This is a genomic window from Rhizobium sp. M10 (genome assembly GCF_002531955.1).
Classification (GTDB): Bacteria; Pseudomonadota; Alphaproteobacteria; order Rhizobiales; family Rhizobiaceae; genus Rhizobium; species Rhizobium etli_C.
In genome coordinates this window covers 117,955-135,919 of the sequence record NZ_NWTA01000006.1, presented here as the reverse complement: position 1 = coordinate 135,919, position 17,965 = coordinate 117,955, and the positions used below count along the sequence as shown (strand labels likewise).

Below are 17,965 nucleotides of genomic sequence, written 5' to 3'. Positions count from 1 at the left end.
CCGCTTTTAATCCTTCAGCCGCGCCGTCAATTCGAGAAGGATGTCGCGGACGGCAAGGGCCGGTTCCGACAGGGGATTCTGGTCGGAAACGCAAAGCGACAGGGTTTCTTCGAGCCGCGGCGAGACGAGCCGGCAGATCAGCGGCTCGCTCGATTCCGAGACGATGCGGTCGGCAATCGCCTTTGGCATGATCGTCGCGCCGAGACCGCTGCCGACCGCGCGGGCGAGGGTGCGCACGATTTCGACTTCCGCCACGACCTTCAAATTGGTGCGCGTGCGGGTGAAGGCGGTGTCGACCGCGCGGCGGACGAAATTATAGGCGGGCGGCAACAGCAGCGGTATTCCGTCGAGAGCGTTGACCGGAACGGGTTTGGCATCCGCTTCGATGGCAAAATCGCGATGGGCGACCAGGAAAAACTCTTCGCTGAGGATCGGTTCGAACCGCACGCCTTTGATCGGCCCGGTTCCATGCAGAAGCGCCATCTCCAGCCGGCCGTTCATGATCATCTGGCTGTAGGTCTGGCCGACGCTTTCGGTCAGGTGCAGCAGAATACCGGGATGCCGTTTCCGGGTTTCCGCCAGCAGATCGACGGAGAGCGTTGCCGCGCTGCTGAACGGCACAAGGCCGACCGAGACGCGCCCGGCAAGCGAATTGCCGGCCGCCGATGCATCGGCCTGCGCCTGCTCCATCTGCCGGAGGATGATCTGCGCATGGCGATATACCGCGTGTCCGGCATCCGTCATGCTGACGCCCTGCTGGCTGCGGATCAGCAGCTTGTGGCCGAAATGCTCTTCCAGCGCCGCGAGCTGCTGGCTGAGAGCCGGCTGGGCGATATGCAAAAGATCCGCCGCTCGCGTGATGCTGCCGCTGTCGACGATCACGATGAAGGATTTGAGGCGTCTGATGTCCATGGGGATCGGGGTACCATACTGATCTGCGGGTGGCATGTTTGCAGAGGCGCATTGCTTTTGCAACGCGACGCGGCGTGAAGCGAGGCCGCGAGAGAATACCGGCGTCGCCGCCTTCTCTTCTTCGGCAGGCCGCGCCGCTCCATAACCGTTGCTTATTGCTCCAGAGATAATCGGTCTTAGGCAAGGGGTTAAAGCTTCGCTACTGTCTTCATCAACCACAAGGGAACGACAATGCCATTCTCCGACTACAAGACCGCACTGGTGACCGGCGCATCCTCCGGGATCGGCGCAGCCGTGGTTGAGCGGCTTCGCCGAGAGAACATCGAAGTCCATGCCGTTGCCCGCAGTGCCCAAGCGCTGCAGCAGCTGGCCGAGCGCACGGGCTGCATTGCCCATGCCATCGATGTGACCGATCGGCCGGCGATCGCCGAGCTCGCGGGCCAGGTCGAGTTCGACATTCTCGTCAACAATGCCGGCGTCGACCGGCCGAAGAAGTTCCTGGAAGCCGACGAGGGCGATATCGATCTTCTCGTCGACGTCAATCTCAGGGCGGTTCTGCACATCTGCCGCCTCGTCGTGCCGGGCATGGTGGCGCGCGACCGCGGCCATGTCATCAACATCTCGTCGATCGCCGGCGCCTATAATTTCGGCGGCAACTCCTCCTATCACGCCACCAAGGCCGGCGTGAGCATGCTGTCCAACCAGTTGCGCATCGATGCTTTCGGCAAGCGGGTACGGGTTACCGAAATCTGCCCCGGCCGGGTCGCCACGGATATTTTCAATCACGTCCACGGCGATGACCCCAGCATCCGGGAACGGTTCATCGATGGTTTCGAACTGCCGCAGGCAACCGATATCGCCGACGCGATCGCCTTCGCTATAGCGGCTCCCGTCGCCGTCAACATCGGACATATGGAGATCACGCCGACGCTCCAGGTCATGGGCGGCCTGCAGACCGCAAGACCGCAGCCGAAGACGGATCCATCCGGGGAGCCAGGCCCGTGAGCGGTTTCGACCTTTCGGCAATCCTCGGAAATCCCGACTATGCAGCCATGCTGCTGCATGGCATCCAGATGACCTTCATCATCTATGCCGGCTCCTGGTCGCTGGCGATGGCGCTCGCCCTGCTGCTGCTCGGTATACGCCTGTCGCCCTTTCGCTTCGGCGATCCGTTGGTCGCCGCTTACGTATCCTACCACCGCAACGTCCCCACCCTGGTGCAGCTGATGCTGTGGTATTTCGGGATTTTCACTCTGATGCCGAACGGGGTGGCGACATGGCTGGCGAGCCATAATGCCGAGGCGATCTTCGCGGTGATCGGGCTCGGGCTCTGCCAGGCAGCCTATTTCAGCGAAGATCTTCGCTCCGGCGTGCGCTCGGTCAGCGACGGCCAGATGCAGGCCGCCCGTGCGCTCGGCCACGGTTATGTCTCGGCGATGCGCTTCGTCATCATGCCGCAGGGCGTGCGCAACGCGCTGCCGCCGCTCGTCAATCACAGCGTCTCCCTGTTCAAGAACAGCAGTCTCGCCGTCGTCATCGGCGCCTCGGAACTGACGCATGCCGTCAAGGAAATCGAAAACCTCAGCTTCCGCACCTTCGAGATCTACCTGATCGGCACGGTTCTCTACCTCTTCTTCTCGCTGATCATCATGACTGTCGGCGCCTATCTGTCGATGCGCGCCGATCCCGCCAGGAGTGCGCGCGCATGATCCAGGACATGATCGCCATCGTCCGAGATTACTGGCTGCTGCTCTTGATCGGCCAATATCCGAACGGCCCGCTCGGCGGGCTCGCCAACACGCTGATCCTTTCGGCGCTCAGCATCACCCTCGCTTTTCCGGCCAGTATCCTCTTCGCCTTAGCGCGGCTTTCCAAGTCGCCGCTGCTGCGCTGGCCGGTCACGGCACTTGTCTATTTCACCAGGGGCGTGCCGCTGTTGATGCTCATCCTGTGGAGCTATTTCCTGGTGCCGCTGCTGACCGGCGCCGACGTGCCGAGCTTCGTCACCATGCTGACGACGCTGGTGGTCTATCAGAGCGCCTTCCTCAGCGAAGTGGTCCGCGCCGGCATCGTCGCGCTCGGACCGGGCCAGATGGACGCGGCGCGGGCGCTCGGCCACGGCTATATGGGCGCGATGCGCTACATCATCCTGCCGCAGGCGCTCTACAACATGATCCCCAGCATCATCTCCACCTTCGTCTCGACGATCAAGGACACGACGCTCGGCTATGTGATCAACGTGCCTGATCTGACCTTTGCGGCAAGCCAGGTCAACAACCAGCTGCTGACGCAGCCCTTCCAGGTCTTCCTTATCCTGGCGATCGTCTACTTCATCATCTGCTGGACGCTCACCTACTTCGCCAATCGCCTCGAGCGGCGCATCACCCGGCGGCGTGCGGGACTTCTCGTGCCCGCCGCTGCCGTGGTCGCGCCGTCGAAAATCGTATCGGAGCAGCTATGACGATGTCCGTTTCAACGCAGGAATCGCAGACGATCCGGCTGTCGCAGGTCTGCAAGAGCTACGGCGACTATCCGGTCCTGAAGGATATCGACGCGCAGGTGGCACGCGGCGAAGTCGTGGTCATCTGCGGACCGTCCGGTTCGGGAAAATCGACGCTGATCCGCACGATCAATCGGCTCGAGGAGATCAACAGCGGATCGATCACACTCGACGGGCAGAACATTCATGCCGCCATGCGGGCAAAGGAACTCAACGCGATGCGCAGCCGGATCGGCTTCGTGTTTCAGAACTTCAACCTGTTTCCGCATCTCTCGGTCGCCGAAAACGTCTCGATGTCGCCGATCCGGGTGAAGGGCGTGGCGCCCGAGGTCGCGCATGAAAAGGCTCTCAAGCTCCTCGATCGGGTCGGCCTTGCCGACAAGGCCCGGGCCTATCCCGGGCAGCTGTCGGGCGGCCAGCAGCAGCGGGTGGCGATCGCCCGCGCGCTTGCGATGGAACCGCCGGTGATGCTGTTCGACGAACCGACGAGCGCGCTCGACCCCGAAATGGTCGGCGAGGTGCTCGCCGTCATGAAGAGCCTGGCGTCCGAAGGCATGACCATGCTCTGCGTCACTCATGAAATGGGTTTCGCGCGCGACGTCGCCGATCGGATCTGGTTCATCGATGCCGGCCAGATCATCGAAACGGCGACCCCAAAGGAATTCTTCAGCAATCCGCGCCATCCCCGGGCTCAGCGTTTCCTCGCTGATCTCAGGCACTGATACCAAGCACCAAAAACAAAGGAGAACAGCAATGAACTGGAAATACCTAAGCCTCACCGTCGCATTTGCCGGCATCGCCGCCGCTGTGCCCGCCAAAGCCGATCAGCTCGACAATATCATGTCGGCAAAAACGCTGCGTTGCGCGACGTTCGCCGACGTTCCCCCCTTCGCCTCGCCCGATCCGAAGACCCGTGAAATGGCCGGTTTCGACGTCGATCTCTGCGGCGCCATCGCCAAGGAATTGGGCGTCAAGGCCGAGATCAAGCCGGTTTCGGTCGAAGCGCGCGTGCCCGAAGTCAAGCTTGGCCGCGTCGACATCACTGTCGCCAACCTTGCCTATACGCTGAGCCGCGCCGAGCAGATCCAGTTCAGCGATCCCTATTATCTCGCCAAGGAAATGCTGATCGTGCCGGCCGACGATGCCGGCAAGACGAAGGCCGATTACGCCGGCCAGCGCATCGCCTCGACCAAGGGCTCGACGTCGGAAATGTCGATCAAGCTCAACAAATCCGAGCCGCTGACCTTCCAGGATACCGCTTCTGCCTATCTCGCCGTCCAACAGGGCAAGGCGCGCGGCATGGTCGCCAACACCATGACGACGACCAAGTTCGTCAATGAATCGAAGAGCAAGGGCAAGGAAATGCGGATGATCGAGGAGCCGATGCTCTACCAGCCGATCGGCATCGGCATGGCCAAGGATCAGCCGAAGCTGACGGCGAAGATCAACGAAATCCTGCACAAGCTCGATGCATCAGGCGAGATCAACAAGATCTGGGACAAGTGGCTCGGCCCGAATACCGAATACAAGATGACCCGCACCGACAAGGTCGTGCCGCTCTCCGAGCTGAAGTTCGACCCGATCCCATGAGGCCAACCGGCCTCGACGTCATCCATTGACGATTTCCAAACGAAATCAGGCGGCGGGGCATGCCCGCCGTCGGCCAAAGATCGGAGCCATCCATGATCCATATTAAAGATATCGCCGAACGGCCCAGCAAAGCTGACATCGAGGCCGTTTCGAAATTTTCGCCGGCGACGATCCACGAAGCCCAGGGCCGCCGCGGCGCGCTGTCCTCCCGCCTCAAGCCCGTCGATTACCGCATGAAACTGTGCGGCCCGGCATTCACGGTCAAATGCGCGCCGCGCGACAACATCATGCTGCAGCTCGCCATCAACTATGCCAAGCCCGGCGATATCATCGTCGTCTCGGCGGGCGAGTACGAGGAAGCGGGATCCTTCGGCGATGTGCTCGCCAATGCCTGCCTTGCCAAGGGCATCGGCGGCCTCGTCACCGATACCGGCGTGCGCGATACGCTGCAGCTTAGAGAGCTCGGTTTTCCCGTCTTCTCGCTCAGCGTCTGCATCAAGGGCACGGTGAAGGAAACCATTGCGGCGGTGAACGACCCGATCATCGTCGGCGGCGAAACCATCAACCCCGGCGACATCATCGTCGGAGATGCCGACGGCCTGGTGGTCGTGCGCAGGCAGGAAGCGCAGGAAGCAGCGAGGCTTTCGCAGGCCCGCGAAGATGCCGAAGCCGGCTATATTGCCGCCTATAAGGCGGGCAAATCGGTGATCGAGGTCAGCAATCTGGCACCGGTGCTGAAAGCCAAGGGCCTGGTCGTCGACATCTGAGACGCCGCGCAGATCGGCTCTTGATAAGCCCGGGCCGGCTTTCCAGCCGCGGCGAACACCGCGACTGGGGTATCTCAAATATTCTCTGGCGTCACGATTTCAAAGGTAATGGTCCGTTGAATCGTGGCACCCGAGGCACCCTGGGTGATCGTTTCGATCATCGTCTCGACCAGCGCCGTGGACGTCTGCTCCAGCGGATGACAGAGGGCGGCGGTAATCATCCCCTCTGACAGGCCCTTTCGCGTCTCCGGGCCAATGTCCCGGCAGACGAGGCGGATGCTTCGCCGCCGCTCCTGCGGCACTTCCCGCAGCGCCCGCAAGACCCCGGAGATGCCGCCGCCGACAATCAGAATGCCGGTGAGGTCATCCGTCGTCGCCAAGAGTTCCTTGACCATCCGATAGGCCTCGTTCGGCTCCTCATGCGTGGGGCGGCTGTCCTCGATGGTCAGATGCGGCGCGTGTTCGCGCATATAGGAGCGGAAGCTTGCATCGGAGACGTCCTGACATTGGTAACGATGGTTGCCGATGAAGACGGCAATGCGCCCCGGCCCATGGCTCATGTTCGAGATCAGCCATGCCGCCGTCCGCCCCATTTTCCAATTGTCGGCCCCGACATAAGCGGCCCGCTCGCGGGCGGATTGGTCGGTAATATAGGCGATGACCGGCTTGCCCTTCTCGTGCAACTCGCGGATGGCCTGGGCGATCACCGGATGATCGGCGGCGACGACGGCAACGGCGTCGCAATTTGCACCGAGCGCCTTGAGCCGGCCGGCAATATTTTCCGGGGTCAGCAGATCGACAAAGTCGACCAGGGGATCGATGACCTCATCGCGCCTGGCGCGGCATGCCTCGACGATCTTCTTGCCGAAGAGCTGGTAGAGCTCACGGCTGGATTGCTGCAGCAGAAAGCCAAGCCGGTATTTCGGCACCGTCTTGCGCAGGCGGTCCTCGATTGCGCCGGCGCCGTAAAAGCCGATCCGCTCCGCGGCCGCCTGGACGCGCTGCACGGTCGTGCCTTTGACGGAGGCAGTGCCGGCCAGAATCCGATTGACGGTCGCAATGGAGACATCGGCCTCTTTGGCAAGGTCGGAGATGGTCGGCCGCCGCATGATTATTCCCCTCCATCGTCAGGACGACCGTATCATTATGAGTGATACTCTGTGATACTTTATGCATGTTTAGTATGATTTCACATTTCGAGAATTTCAAGCGGTGATATGTTTCTCTTCACGGCCAAGCCAGGGAGGCGGGCCATGGGAGGAAGATTGAGATGACTAAATTTCGCCGCTTCGCGGCAACCGCGTCGGCCGCCGCCATCATGACCTGCGCTGCCACGGCCGTTATGGCCGCCAACATCTTCGTCGTGGGCGGCAAACCGGACGATCCGTTCTGGTCGATCGTCAAGCGCGGCGCCGAGGATGCCGGCAAGGTCGTTGAGGCACAGGGCGGCAAGGTCGTCTGGCTCGGGCCGCAGAATTACGACAATCTCGGCGTCGATGCGGCCGAACTGATCCGTCAGGCCATCGACCAGGGCGCCGATGCGATCGTCGGTCCGGACTGGGTGCCGGAAGCCATGGACCCTGCCTTCAAAGCGGTGGTCGACAAGAAAATTCCGCTGGTCATCTATAATGCCGGCGGCATCGAAGCCGCCGATCGCCTCGGTGCGATGAACTATGTCGGCTCCAACGACTACCTCTCCGGCAAAGCCGCGGGCAGCTACTTCGCCAAGCACGACCTGAAAAACGCCGTCTGCCTCAACACGCTGCCGGGTGCGGCAAACATCGAAGCGTTCTGCAAAGGCATGACCGATGGCGTGACGGAAGGTGGCGGCGTCGGTTCGGCGCTGCCGCTGCCGGCGACGTCATTCGGTTCAGCCACCGCCGTGGCGCAGGCGCTCAAGGCGCATCTGCTGCAGCATCCGGAGATCAAGGCCGTCTTCGCGATCGGCAACGTCGATACGAACTCCGCAGTCAACGGCGTGACACAGGCCGGCAAAGCGGGACAGGTGAAGGTCTGCGGCATGAACATGGATGAAACCGTTCTGAACAACATCAAGAGCGGCAGCCAGCTTTGCGCGATCGACCAGCAGGGTTACCTGCAGGGCTATCTGGCCGTCTCGATCCTGAACGGCAACGTCAATTACGGGCTCACCGTCCCGACCCGGGAGATCCTGACCGGCCCCGGCGTCATCGACGCGTCCAACGTCGACGCCACCTTGGCAGGCGTGAAGGCCGGCGCCCGGTAAGGGGATCGGCCGGACGTGGTGAAGCTGCCTGCCCCTCACGCGGGCGGCTTCCATTCTTTCAGAAGCGCCGGCCGTTATCGGTCATGCGGCTTTATTGGTGGTGTCAAATGAACGCGAGAAACGATGTCCTCGCCCCTTCGGTTCCTTCGGGCGGCCATGCCAAAGCGACCATCGGTCAGCTTTTCAGGCGCCCTGAAGCGGGGTCGCTGCTGGGCTTGATTGCGGTGTTCGTCTTCTTCGCCCTGCTGGGCGGCACGGTCTTCCTGTCCGCTGCGGGCTATGCAAGCTGGCTCAACATCGCCGCCGAGATCGGCATCGTCGCGCTGCCGATCGGGCTCCTGATGATCGCAGGCGAAATGGACCTCTCGATCGGCGCGGTGATCCCGGCATCATCGCTGACGGTGGCGATCATATCAGGCCATTACGGCCTTCCCGAAATCGTCGGGATTTCCGCCGGCGTGGGCGTCGGGCTCCTCGTCGGATTTTTCAACGGCTACCTCGTCAACTGCACCCGTGTCCCGTCCCTGATCGTCACCATCGGTTCGATGTTCGCCGTCATGGGCCTGACGCTCGGCTTCACCGTGCTGATCGCCGGCAGCACCGGCGTATCGCTGGTGCCAAGCCCAGCCGTCAAAGCAATCCTCGGCGATTTCATCGGCGGCATGTTCCAGGTGACGATCTTCTGGTGGGTGCTATTTGCGGCGGCGTTCTTCTGCCTGCTGCACATCTCGCCGGTCGGCAACTGGATCTTCGCTCTCGGCGGCGACAAGGTCTCGGCCCGCAACGCCGGCATTCCGACGGAAAAGCTCACCATCGCCCTCTATATGCTGTCGGGCTTTTCCGCCGCCTTCGTCGGCGTCAGCCAGGTACTCGTCTACCAAAGCGCGCAGGTGCTCGGCGGGCAATCCTTCATCTTCAATTCGATCATGTGCGTGGTCATCGGCGGCGTGCTTCTGACCGGCGGCGCCGGATCGGTGGTGGGCATCGTCTTCGGCACGCTTACCTTCGCGATCGTCAATCAGGGCATCTATTTCACCGGCATAGACCCGAACCTCGGCAGCGTCATCATCGGCGCGCTCCTGCTGCTCGCCGTGATGATGAACGACAAGTTCCGGCTGATGGCGATGTCCTATGCGGCGAAAAAGAAGAAGTGAGGGCGAAGAGATGACCGGCTTTTCCATTGGACAGTTTGTACGCCGCCCGGAATTCGGCGCCGTGTTGAGCTTCGTGGCAGTGATTGTCTTCTATGTCGCCTTCGGCGGCGTCAGCCTCGGCGCGCTCTTCGGCGCGGCCAGCTGGATCAATTTCGCCGCCAATCTCGGGATCGTCGCCCTGCCTGTCGGCCTCCTGATGATATCAGGCGAGCTCGATATCTCGATCGGCGCGATGATCCCGGCGGGCTCGATGACGATCGCCATCCTCTCGGGCTATTACGAGCTGCCGATCGTTATCGGCATGCTCGGCGTGCTCGCCATCGGCGTTCTCGTCGGGCTGGTCAACGGTTTGCTGGCGGTGCGCACCAGCGTGCCCTCGCTGATCATCACCCTCGGCACGCTGGTTGCCGTACAGGGGCTTGTACTTGCGGGATCCGTCATCCTGACCGGGGCCGCTTCGGTTCCGCTCAATGCGCCGGGCTGGGCCAAGGCGGTGTTCGGCGATCTCATCCAAGGCAAATTCCAGGTGATCATCCTGTGGTGGCTGGCGCTGACCGTGGTCTTTGGTTTCGTGCTGCACGCGACGCGTTACGGCAACTGGATCGTCGCCATGGGCGGAGACGAGGTCAGCGCGCGCAATGCCGGCATCCCGACCGACCGGCTGCGGATCATTCTCTTCGTTCTCTCGAGCACGGCCGCCTCCTTCGTCGGAATGTGCGGCGCCATCCTGTTCAATTCCGCGCAGGTCTCGGGCGGCATGAACTACATCTTCAATACGATCGTCTCGATCGTGGTGGGCGGCGTGCTGCTCACGGGCGGCTTCGGTTCGGTCGCCGGGATCTTTCTCGGCGCGCTGACCTTCGCCGTCGTCAGCCAGGGCATCTACTTCACCGACATCGACCGCAATTGGTCCAACCTGATTATCGGCGTGATGCTGATGGCGGCCGTTCTGATGAACAACACGTTCCGGCAGATGGCGTTAAGCTTCGTGCCGAAGAAAAAGAAGTGAGCGTCAACCATGTCCGACAATATTCCGATCCTTGAACTCCAGAATGTCGACAAGAGCTTCGGCCCGATCGACGTGCTGCACGACATCTCGCTCAAGGTCCGGGCCGGCGAGGTGCTCTGCCTGCTCGGTGATAACGGCGCCGGCAAATCGACGCTGATCAAGACGCTTGCGGGTGTCCACAGACCGACGCGCGGCGCCATTCTGATGGATGGCAATCCGGTCGAATTCAGCGGGCCGCGCGATGCGCAGGAAAAAGGCATCTCGGCAGTGCATCAATTCGGCGGCACATTTCCGCTGATGTCGATCGGCCGCTCCTTCTTCGTCGGCGTCGAGCCGACCAAGGGCTGGGGTCCTTTCAAGGTCTATGACCGCAGGAAAGCCAATGAGATTGCCGTCAAGGCGGTGCAGGATTTCGGCATCACCCGGATCGACGATGGCGACCGTCTCGTCGGCGGGCTTTCGGGCGGCGAACGCCAGTCGCTCGCCATTGCCCGGGCCGTGCATTTCGGCGCGCGCGTGCTGATCCTCGACGAACCGACGGCCGCTCTCGGCGTGAAGCAGGCAGCGCATGTGCTGCGCATCGTCAACGAGGCGAAGCGGCGGGGCCTGGCGGTGATCTTCATCACCCATCAGGTGATGCATGCGATGGCGGTGGGAGACCACTTCGCCGTGCTCATCCGCGGGGCAATCGCCGCCGACTTCCGCCGGGGCGAGAAGACCCGCGAGGAGATTACCGACCTGATGGCCGGCGGGGAAACGATGGCGGATCTCGAAGCCCAAATCGATACTTACATGGAAAGCCATGAGGGACACCCGCCGCCGGCCGCGTAACCGCTGACGGCACCACAAACGACACAGCGCAAACACACAGCGTCCGGCAGCGGCAGAACAGACCGCCGCCGGGGAAGGAAAATCATGTCTGGAATCCGGAGGTCAAAATGAAGATCGCAATCGACCCGTTCATGCATCGGCATCTCTCACTCGAGGCGTTGCCGGGGAAGGTCAAGGAACTCGGCTACGACTGGATCGAGCTCTCGCCACGCGGAGATTTCCTCGAATGGTTCAAGGCGCCGCGCGTCTTTCCCGAGCGGATCAAATCATTCAAGCGCTCGCTGAAGGAGGCGGATGTCGGCATCGCCTCGCTGCTGCCGATGTACCGCTGGGCGTCGAATGACGAGACCGAACGCCAGACCGCCGTCAAACACTGGAAGCGCGCCATCGAGATCGCGGTCGAGCTGGAAGTCGACACGATGAATTCCGAGTTCGGCCGCGGCCCGCATCCCGACAAGGGATCGTGCTACTGCTGCCACACCGGCTCGATGATCGAGGCCTGCGAGGATGCCTGGTGGCGCTCGATGGAGGAGCTGGTGCCGATCTTCGAGCGCGAGGGCATTCAGCTCAATGTCGAGCCGCATCCGGAAGACTGGTGCGAGACGCTGCAGCCGGCGCTCGACATCATCCGCACGGTCAATTCGAAGAGCGTCAAGTTCCTCTATTGCGCGCCGCACACCTTCTATTTCGGCGACGACACCAAGGCGATGCTGCGCGAGGCGAAGGATGTGCTGGCGCATGTCCATGTCGGCGACACCTTCAACCACAAAGCCTCATCCGGCCTTCGCTATATCCTCAATCCGCCCGGCACCAATGCCCGGGTGCACCAGCACCTCAATATCGGCCAGGGCGAGGTTCCGTGGGACGAGTTCTTCGGCACGCTCGCCGAGATCGGCTTCGACGGCATCATGACCGCCTGCGTCTTCGCCTGGGAGGACAAGGCAGATCAGAGCGGCACCTTCATGCGCTCCGAAATGCAGCGCTACATCGATAAGCACTGGGGGGCGAAATGACCCTTCAGGTTGGTGTCATCGGTACGGGGATGATCGGTCGGGATCATATCCACCGCCTGACGAACGTCGTTTCCGGCGTCGAAATCGTCGGCGTCACCGACATCGACCAAGCCCGCGCCGCCGCTGCCGCCCCGGCGGGAGCGGCGGTATTCGCCACCCCATCGGCGCTGATTTCTTCGGAAAAGGTGCAGGCCGTGATCATCTGCTCCTGGGGGCCGGCGCATGAGGAGCAGCTGCTTGGCTGCATTGCCGCCGGCAAGCCGGTGTTCTGCGAAAAGCCGCTGGTGACCTCCGAGGCGGCCGCGCTCCGCGTGATGGAGGCGGAAGTGGCCTTCGGCAGGCGGCTCGTCCAGGTGGGTTTCATGCGCCGTTTCGATGCCGATTATCGCCGCCTGAAGGCGGTCATCGACGGCGGCAAATTGGGCGCGCCGCTGATGTTTCATTCCGTGCATCGCAATGCCTCGGTTCCCGAAGGGCTCTACACCTCCGAGATGCCGCTGAACGACACGCTGGTCCATGATGCCGATATTTCCCGCTGGCTTCTGTCGGATGAAGTCACCGGCGTGGAGGTGCGTGTGCCGCGCCGCTCCTCGCGCGGCGGGGAATTGCGCGACCCGGTGTTCGTCCTCCTGCACATGGCCTCGGGTGCGCTTGTCGACGTCGAGATTTCGGTGAACATCGCCTATGGCTATGACATCCGCGGCGAGATCAGCTGCGAGGCGGGCGTCGCCGCGCTGCCGAACCGCCCGGCGACTGTGATCTCGGATTCGAGCGGCATTCGCCAGGCGATCCCCGAGGATTGGCGCGAGCGCTTCATCGAAGCTTACGACCAGGAATTCCGCGAATGGATCGTCGCCGCCTCTGAGGGAACGGCCGGCGGTCCTTCCACCTGGGATGGGTACGCGGCCACGCTGGTGGCCGATGCCGCTCTCAGAGCCGTGACCAGCGGCGGCCTGGAACCCGTCAACATGATACCGAAACCCAAGCTTTACGCACCACTGACCGCGATGGCGGCGGAATGACGCGGCAGGCCATTTCAGGAGCAATGATCAGATGATCAACGGAGAAAGATCCATCGAGCGCCCCTTGCGTTGGGGCATGGTCGGCGGCGGCCGCACCGGGCAGGTGGGCTATAAGCATAGAACCGGAGCCCAGCGGGACGGCACCTACCGGCTCGTCTGCGGCGCCTTCGATGTCGATGCCGAACGCGGACGCGACTTCGGCACGCAGATCGGCGTCGCCGCCGAGCGCTGCTACAGCGACTACAAGGAACTGATCGCCGGGGAAGCCGGGCGCGAAGACGGCGTCGAGGTCGTGTCGATCGCCACGCCGAACTTCACCCATTACGAGATCACCAAGGCGTGCCTGGAGGCCGGGCTGCACGTGATCTGCGAAAAGCCGCTGTTCTTCACCGTCGCCGAATGCGATGAAATCGCCAAGCTCGCCGAAGCGAAGGGCCTGATCGTCGGCGTCACCTATGGTTTCACCGGCCATCCGCTGGTCCATCAGATGGCGGCGATGGTCAAGAAGGGCATGCTCGGCGAGATCCGCATCGTCGACATGCAATATACCCACGGCTTCAATTCGGGCGACGATGTCGGCGCCGGCGAGGCGGTGAAATGGCGCACCAATCCGAAGACGGCGGGCCCGACCTTCGTTCTCGGCGATATCGGCACCCACCTCTATTATCTCTCCGAAGTGGTGCTGCCGCATCTGAAGATCGAAAAACTGCTCTGCGACCGCAAGGCCTTTATTCCGACCCGCGCGCCGCTCGAAGACCACGCCACCGTTCTCATGCATTACGACAACGGCGCCCGCGGCCGTCTCTGGGTGTCGTCGGTCAATGCCGGAAACATGGGTTCGCAGCGCTACCGTTTCGTCGGCTCCAAGGCTTCCATCGAATGGTCGGACGCCCAGCCCGACCAGCTGATTTACGAAGTCCAGGGCGAGCCGAACCGCACCCTGCACCACGGCATGCCTTACCTCGAAGAGGAAAGCCTCGCGGCCGATCGCATGGGCGCGCTGCACACCGAGGGGCTCGGCGACAGCTGGGCGAACATCTACCTCTGGATCGCACAGGCGATCGACGCAAAGCGCCGCGGCGACGAAGCCTTCCTCAAGGGCCACCATTATCCCGGCATCGAAGCCGGTACCGAAGGCGTGCGCTGGCTGGAAAACTGTGTGCGCTCGGCCGATGCCGGTGCCGCTTGGATCGACTTCAAATAGCTCCCTCCGGGGGCGCGCCGGGATCTCCTCCACCCCTCTCACAAAGCGCGCCCTCATTTTTCATAAGGAAAGATCGAGACGATGAAACTCTCCATTTGCACCGACGTGATGGGCGACCTGTCCTTCACTGACATGCTCGACAAATGCGTCAAACTCGGTGTCGAAGGCATCGAAATGACCGGCGGCGGCTGGTCGCGTGCCCCGCATTTCCGCGCTGATGAACTGCTTGAAGACAAGGGGCTTCTGAAAACCAAGCTTAGGGAAATCGAAGCCCGCGGCCTTGAAATTGCGGCGCTGAACTGCTCGGCAAACCCGCTCGATCCCGGCGACATGGGCAAGCGCCACCGCAAGGAAATGGAACAGACGATCCGTCTTGCCGGCGAAATCGGCGTCAAGACGATCGTCACCATGTCCGGCCTGCCGGAAGCCGCCCCCGGAGACAGCGTGCCGAACTGGCTCGTCTACACCAAGAGCTGGCCGGACGAGATGCCGGAACGTGACCGCTACCAGTGGGAAGACCGCGCCTTCCCGCTCTGGCACGATCTGGTCAAGCTCGCCAGAGAAGTCGGGGTCGAGCGATATGCGCTCGAAAACTTCTCGGCGATGCTCGTCTGGAACCCGGAAACCCTGTTCCGCCTGCGCAACGAGGTCGGTCCGGCGGTCGGCATGAACCTCGATCCGAGCCACCTCTTCTGGAAGGGCGCCGATCCGATTGCCGCGGCACGCGCGCTCGGAAGCGCAATCCATCATTGCCACGGCAAGGATACGCGTATCGAGCGGGGACTTGCCGACATCAATGGTCTTCTGGAGCTGAAGGACGTGACCGACGTCGCCAACCGCACCTGGAATTACGTCGCCGTCGGCGCCGGCCATGACCTGCAGTGGTGGAAGGAATTCTTCTCGGTCGTCAGGATGGTCGGCTACAACGGTTGGGTCAGCCTCGAGATGGAAGACTTCACCATGTCGACCGAGGCCGGCATCCAGTCCTCCATCGAGGCGCTGCAGGCAACGATCAGCCGCTGATAGGGCAGGGGCGGGCGGCTTTCGCGCCGCCCTCCGCGTCCAAATGAGCCTGGACACTATTATGGACACATGTTCTATAAAGCGGACAGACTTGAACCGGAGCGCGCCATGCACCTTTCCATGTGGACTTACCCCTGGGATATCCAGGACCAGGGGCTCGACGTGATCGCCGCCGAGCTTCGCAACCGGGTTGGCCTCAACACGATCAGCATGGCGACCTCCTATCATGCCGGCCGCTTTCTCCAGCCGCGCAGCCCGCAGCAGAAGGCCTATTATCCCGAGGACGGGACGGTCTACTTCCGGCCGGACGAGAGCCTGTGGCAGGACAAGCTGATCCGGCCGCTGATGGCGGGGAATGTCACCGAGCGCGGCGACATGCTGGAGGCGCTGACCAGGGGGCGCGACGCGACCGGTCTCCGGGTCTCCTGCTGGACGGTCTGCCTTCACAACAGCCGCCTCGGCATGCTGCATCCCGATCACGTGACGCGCAACGCCTTCGGCAATCCCAACTATTATAATCTCTGCCCTTCCAGCCCGGCGGCGCGCGCCTATGCCGTCACCCTCGTGCACGACATCACCCTGAATTACCGGCCGGATATGGTCGAGCTCGAAAGCCCGAACTTCATGGGCTTCGCGCATGAATACCATCACGAGAAAGACGGCGTCGGCCTGAATGCTGAAGACGATTTCCTGCTGTCGCTCTGCTTCTGCGATCATTGCACGGCGCGCGCGGCAAAGGCCGGTGTGCCGGCCGAAAGCGCGCGCCGAACGGTTGCGCGTTTCATCGCCGAACTCTGCGAGCGTGACGTGCCGGAACGGCAGTTCCCGGATTTCCCGGCCGCCGGCATCGATGCCTTCCGCGACCATCCCGATCTGCATGCCTATCTCGCCTGGCGCAGCGAACCGGTGACCAGCCTGATCGACGAGATCAAGGCGGCGGCCGATCCGGCGAGCCGGATCGTGCTGATCGACCTGAAGAACGGTTGGCTCGGCGGCGTCGATCTCGCCGCCGTCGGCAAGCTCTGCGACGGGGCGATCCTCTGCTGCTACGACATGGAGCCGAATTCTGTGGGCGATGTCATCCGCGCCGGCCGGGCGGCGATCGGGCCGCAGAAATTCCTCGGCGTCGGCTTGCGCGTCTTCTATCCCGAGGTCACTGCGCCTGCGGTCTTGGCCGCCCGCGCCAAGGCGGCCGTCGACGCCGGCGCCGACGGCGTGAACTTCTACAATTACGGCCTGATCCCGGCAAAACGTCTCGACTGGGTCAGGGCGTCGGTCGACGGGCTTCTCTAAGCGGCAATGGCTTCGGCGACCTGGATCAGGCAATCGCCGGCCTGGCTGTCGCAATGCAGCCGGTGGGAAATGACGATACCGCCCTCGGTAAAGCGCAACTCTTCCTCCGGCTGCTCCAGGCGTTCCAGGTCATGATACCATCCGGCGAGGTCGCCGGCCGAAACGGTGGCGCCAAGGGCTGCCGCCGGCTCGAACCAGCCTCTGCGATCGGCGTAGATGCCCTGGCTGTGCCGGGATAGCGAGAGGAGTTGCAGCGGCCCCGGTTCGGTCAGTGGTGTGCGGGAAAGGACCGGACGCCTAATAATGCCGAGCGTCAAAAGCAGCCGATCGATCGCTGCCGCCGTGAAGGCTATCGTCGCCGGCGTCACGGTTCCGCCGCCGCCGAACTCGCCGGAAAGACCGATGATGCCGGCCCTTGCCGCGGCCCCCATCGATGTCGGCGCCGCCGGGCCATTGTCGGCGATGAAGGCATGCGATGCGCCCATCGCCCGCATCAGCGCGACCGACCGCTCGAAGCGGGTGGCGTCGGCCTGCCGCTCGATCAGCGTGCAAGGCAGGTGCGCCATCGACGTGCCGCCTGAATGCAGGTCGAAGACCAGGTCGTGGCGCGGGAAGAGTTCGTGTTCGAGGAAATGCGCCAGGCGCGCCGTCGGCGGCCCCATGGGATCGCCGGGAAAGGCCCGGTTGAGGTTGCCGCCGTCGAAGGGCGAGCAGCGTTTGGCCGCCATCACCGCCGGCAGGTTCGCCATCGGCAAAATGGTGACGGCGCCACTTATGTCAGTGACATCGAGCAGGCGCATCAGCCGACCGAGCTGCAGTTCGCCCTCGTATTCGTCGCCGTGATTGCCGGCCATCAGCAGCAAAGACGGCCCCTCGCCATTCCTGAGGTGAAGGATCGGAATGCGGATCTGATAATAGGGCGAACGGTCGATCGAATAGGGAATGGCGAGATGGCCGGCCTGCCGGCCCTCACGCGAAAAGTCGATCGGATTGACGAGGCCGCTATGCATGGTCCCTCCAGTGCGGGGCGGTGCCGCGCAGTTACAGCGCCGCGACCGCGGTCATTTCGACGCGCAAGTCCGGGTCGGCCAGGCGCGCTTCGGTGCAGGCGCGGGCCGGCGGGTTTTCGATGTCGATCCAGCTGTCATAAACGCCGTTCATCGCCTCGAAATCGGTAATCGCCGGCAGGAAGACGTCGACGGCGAGGAGACGCGAGCGATCGGTCCCGGCTTCCTGCAAAAGGGCGTCGATCTTGCCGAGCACATCGCGGGTCTGCTCCTCGATGCCGGCCTTGCGATTTTCCGCGACCTGGCCGGCAATATAGACGAGACCTCCGTAGCTGACGGCCTGGCTCATACGCGAGCCCTTCTGATAACGCTGGATCATGCAGCTTTTCCTTTTC

19 protein-coding genes are annotated in these 17,965 nt (G+C 62.8%); 15 read left to right on the top strand and 4 right to left on the bottom strand.

The window, feature by feature from the left end:
- Nucleotides 1–6: 6 nt before the first annotated feature.
- Nucleotides 7–912, bottom strand: coding sequence for a nitrogen assimilation transcriptional regulator NAC (gene nac / locus CO671_RS12095; RefSeq protein WP_097606115.1), 906 nt, complete (start codon nt 910–912; stop codon nt 7–9).
- A 231-nt stretch (nt 913–1,143) separates the two neighbouring features.
- On the opposite strand from nac, the gene CO671_RS12090 reads away from it, so the two are divergent.
- The 6 genes from CO671_RS12090 (at nt 1,144) to CO671_RS12065 (ending at nt 5,769) form a co-directional block, all read left to right on the top strand.
- Entirely contained in the window at nt 1,144–1,917 is a 774-nt protein-coding gene (locus tag CO671_RS12090) for an SDR family oxidoreductase (protein ID WP_097606114.1), read from the top strand.
- Complete coding sequence (locus CO671_RS12085) at nt 1,914–2,621, top strand: amino acid ABC transporter permease (RefSeq protein WP_097606113.1); 708 nt, start codon at nt 1,914–1,916, stop codon at nt 2,619–2,621. Before CO671_RS12090 ends, CO671_RS12085 begins: the two co-directional genes overlap by 4 nt.
- The gene (locus CO671_RS12080) at nt 2,618–3,373 is read left to right on the top strand and encodes an amino acid ABC transporter permease (RefSeq protein WP_097606112.1); all 756 of its coding nucleotides are present in this window, start codon (nt 2,618–2,620) and stop codon (nt 3,371–3,373) included. Before CO671_RS12085 ends, CO671_RS12080 begins: the two co-directional genes overlap by 4 nt.
- Nucleotides 3,370–4,134, top strand: a complete 765-nt coding sequence (locus CO671_RS12075; protein ID WP_097606111.1) for an amino acid ABC transporter ATP-binding protein — start codon at nt 3,370–3,372, stop codon at nt 4,132–4,134. Before CO671_RS12080 ends, CO671_RS12075 begins: the two co-directional genes overlap by 4 nt.
- A 31-nt stretch (nt 4,135–4,165) precedes the next feature.
- Nucleotides 4,166–5,002, top strand: coding sequence for an ABC transporter substrate-binding protein (locus tag CO671_RS12070; RefSeq protein WP_097606110.1), 837 nt, complete (start codon nt 4,166–4,168; stop codon nt 5,000–5,002).
- Between the two features lie 92 nt (nt 5,003–5,094).
- Nucleotides 5,095–5,769 carry a 4-carboxy-4-hydroxy-2-oxoadipate aldolase/oxaloacetate decarboxylase gene (locus tag CO671_RS12065; RefSeq protein ID WP_004670866.1) on the top strand — a complete coding sequence of 225 codons (675 nt, stop codon included), beginning with the start codon at nt 5,095–5,097 and terminating at the stop codon, nt 5,767–5,769.
- A gap of 74 nt (nt 5,770–5,843) precedes the next feature.
- Here the strand turns inward: CO671_RS12065 and CO671_RS12060 are convergent, their stop codons facing one another.
- Nucleotides 5,844–6,878 (bottom strand): LacI family DNA-binding transcriptional regulator, encoded by a 1,035-nt coding sequence (locus tag CO671_RS12060; RefSeq protein ID WP_097606109.1) that lies wholly within the window; start codon nt 6,876–6,878, stop codon nt 5,844–5,846.
- A 161-nt stretch (nt 6,879–7,039) separates the two neighbouring features.
- Here CO671_RS12060 and CO671_RS12055 point away from each other — a divergent pair, with 161 nt between their 5' ends.
- The 9 genes from CO671_RS12055 to CO671_RS12015 all read left to right on the top strand — a co-directional run bounded on the left by CO671_RS12055 (nt 7,040) and on the right by CO671_RS12015 (nt 16,563).
- On the top strand, nt 7,040–8,014 hold the full coding sequence (locus CO671_RS12055; RefSeq protein ID WP_170964969.1) for a sugar ABC transporter substrate-binding protein: 975 nt from the start codon (nt 7,040–7,042) through the stop codon (nt 8,012–8,014).
- 107 nt (nt 8,015–8,121) lie between these two features.
- Complete coding sequence (locus CO671_RS12050) at nt 8,122–9,168, top strand: ABC transporter permease (RefSeq protein WP_097606108.1); 1,047 nt, start codon at nt 8,122–8,124, stop codon at nt 9,166–9,168.
- A gap of 10 nt (nt 9,169–9,178) precedes the next feature.
- On the top strand, nt 9,179–10,177 hold the full coding sequence (locus CO671_RS12045; RefSeq protein WP_097606107.1) for an ABC transporter permease: 999 nt from the start codon (nt 9,179–9,181) through the stop codon (nt 10,175–10,177).
- Nucleotides 10,178–10,186: 9 nt separating this feature from the next.
- Nucleotides 10,187–11,008, top strand: coding sequence for an ATP-binding cassette domain-containing protein (locus CO671_RS12040; RefSeq protein ID WP_097606106.1), 822 nt, complete (start codon nt 10,187–10,189; stop codon nt 11,006–11,008).
- Nucleotides 11,009–11,115: 107 nt separating this feature from the next.
- Nucleotides 11,116–12,021: a sugar phosphate isomerase/epimerase gene (locus tag CO671_RS12035; protein WP_097606105.1), complete on the top strand. Its 906-nt coding sequence runs from the start codon at nt 11,116–11,118 to the stop codon at nt 12,019–12,021.
- Complete coding sequence (locus tag CO671_RS12030) at nt 12,018–13,043, top strand: Gfo/Idh/MocA family oxidoreductase (RefSeq protein WP_097606104.1); 1,026 nt, start codon at nt 12,018–12,020, stop codon at nt 13,041–13,043. Before CO671_RS12035 ends, CO671_RS12030 begins: the two co-directional genes overlap by 4 nt.
- A 31-nt stretch (nt 13,044–13,074) precedes the next feature.
- Nucleotides 13,075–14,247 carry a Gfo/Idh/MocA family oxidoreductase gene (locus tag CO671_RS12025; RefSeq protein WP_097606103.1) on the top strand — a complete coding sequence of 391 codons (1,173 nt, stop codon included), beginning with the start codon at nt 13,075–13,077 and terminating at the stop codon, nt 14,245–14,247.
- A gap of 81 nt (nt 14,248–14,328) precedes the next feature.
- Complete coding sequence (locus tag CO671_RS12020) at nt 14,329–15,270, top strand: sugar phosphate isomerase/epimerase (RefSeq protein ID WP_097606102.1); 942 nt, start codon at nt 14,329–14,331, stop codon at nt 15,268–15,270.
- A 108-nt stretch (nt 15,271–15,378) separates the two neighbouring features.
- Nucleotides 15,379–16,563 (top strand): hypothetical protein, encoded by a 1,185-nt coding sequence (locus tag CO671_RS12015; RefSeq protein WP_097606101.1) that lies wholly within the window; start codon nt 15,379–15,381, stop codon nt 16,561–16,563.
- On the opposite strand, the gene CO671_RS12010 is transcribed toward CO671_RS12015, so the two are convergent.
- Both CO671_RS12010 and CO671_RS12005 read right to left on the bottom strand, forming a co-directional pair.
- Nucleotides 16,560–17,573, bottom strand: a complete 1,014-nt coding sequence (locus CO671_RS12010; RefSeq protein ID WP_097606100.1) for a succinylglutamate desuccinylase/aspartoacylase family protein — start codon at nt 17,571–17,573, stop codon at nt 16,560–16,562. The genes CO671_RS12015 and CO671_RS12010 overlap by 4 nt on opposite strands.
- Nucleotides 17,574–17,604: 31 nt before the next feature.
- On the bottom strand, nt 17,605–17,949 hold the full coding sequence (locus CO671_RS12005; RefSeq protein ID WP_064844148.1) for a RidA family protein: 345 nt from the start codon (nt 17,947–17,949) through the stop codon (nt 17,605–17,607).
- Nucleotides 17,950–17,965: the final 16 nt, after the last annotated feature.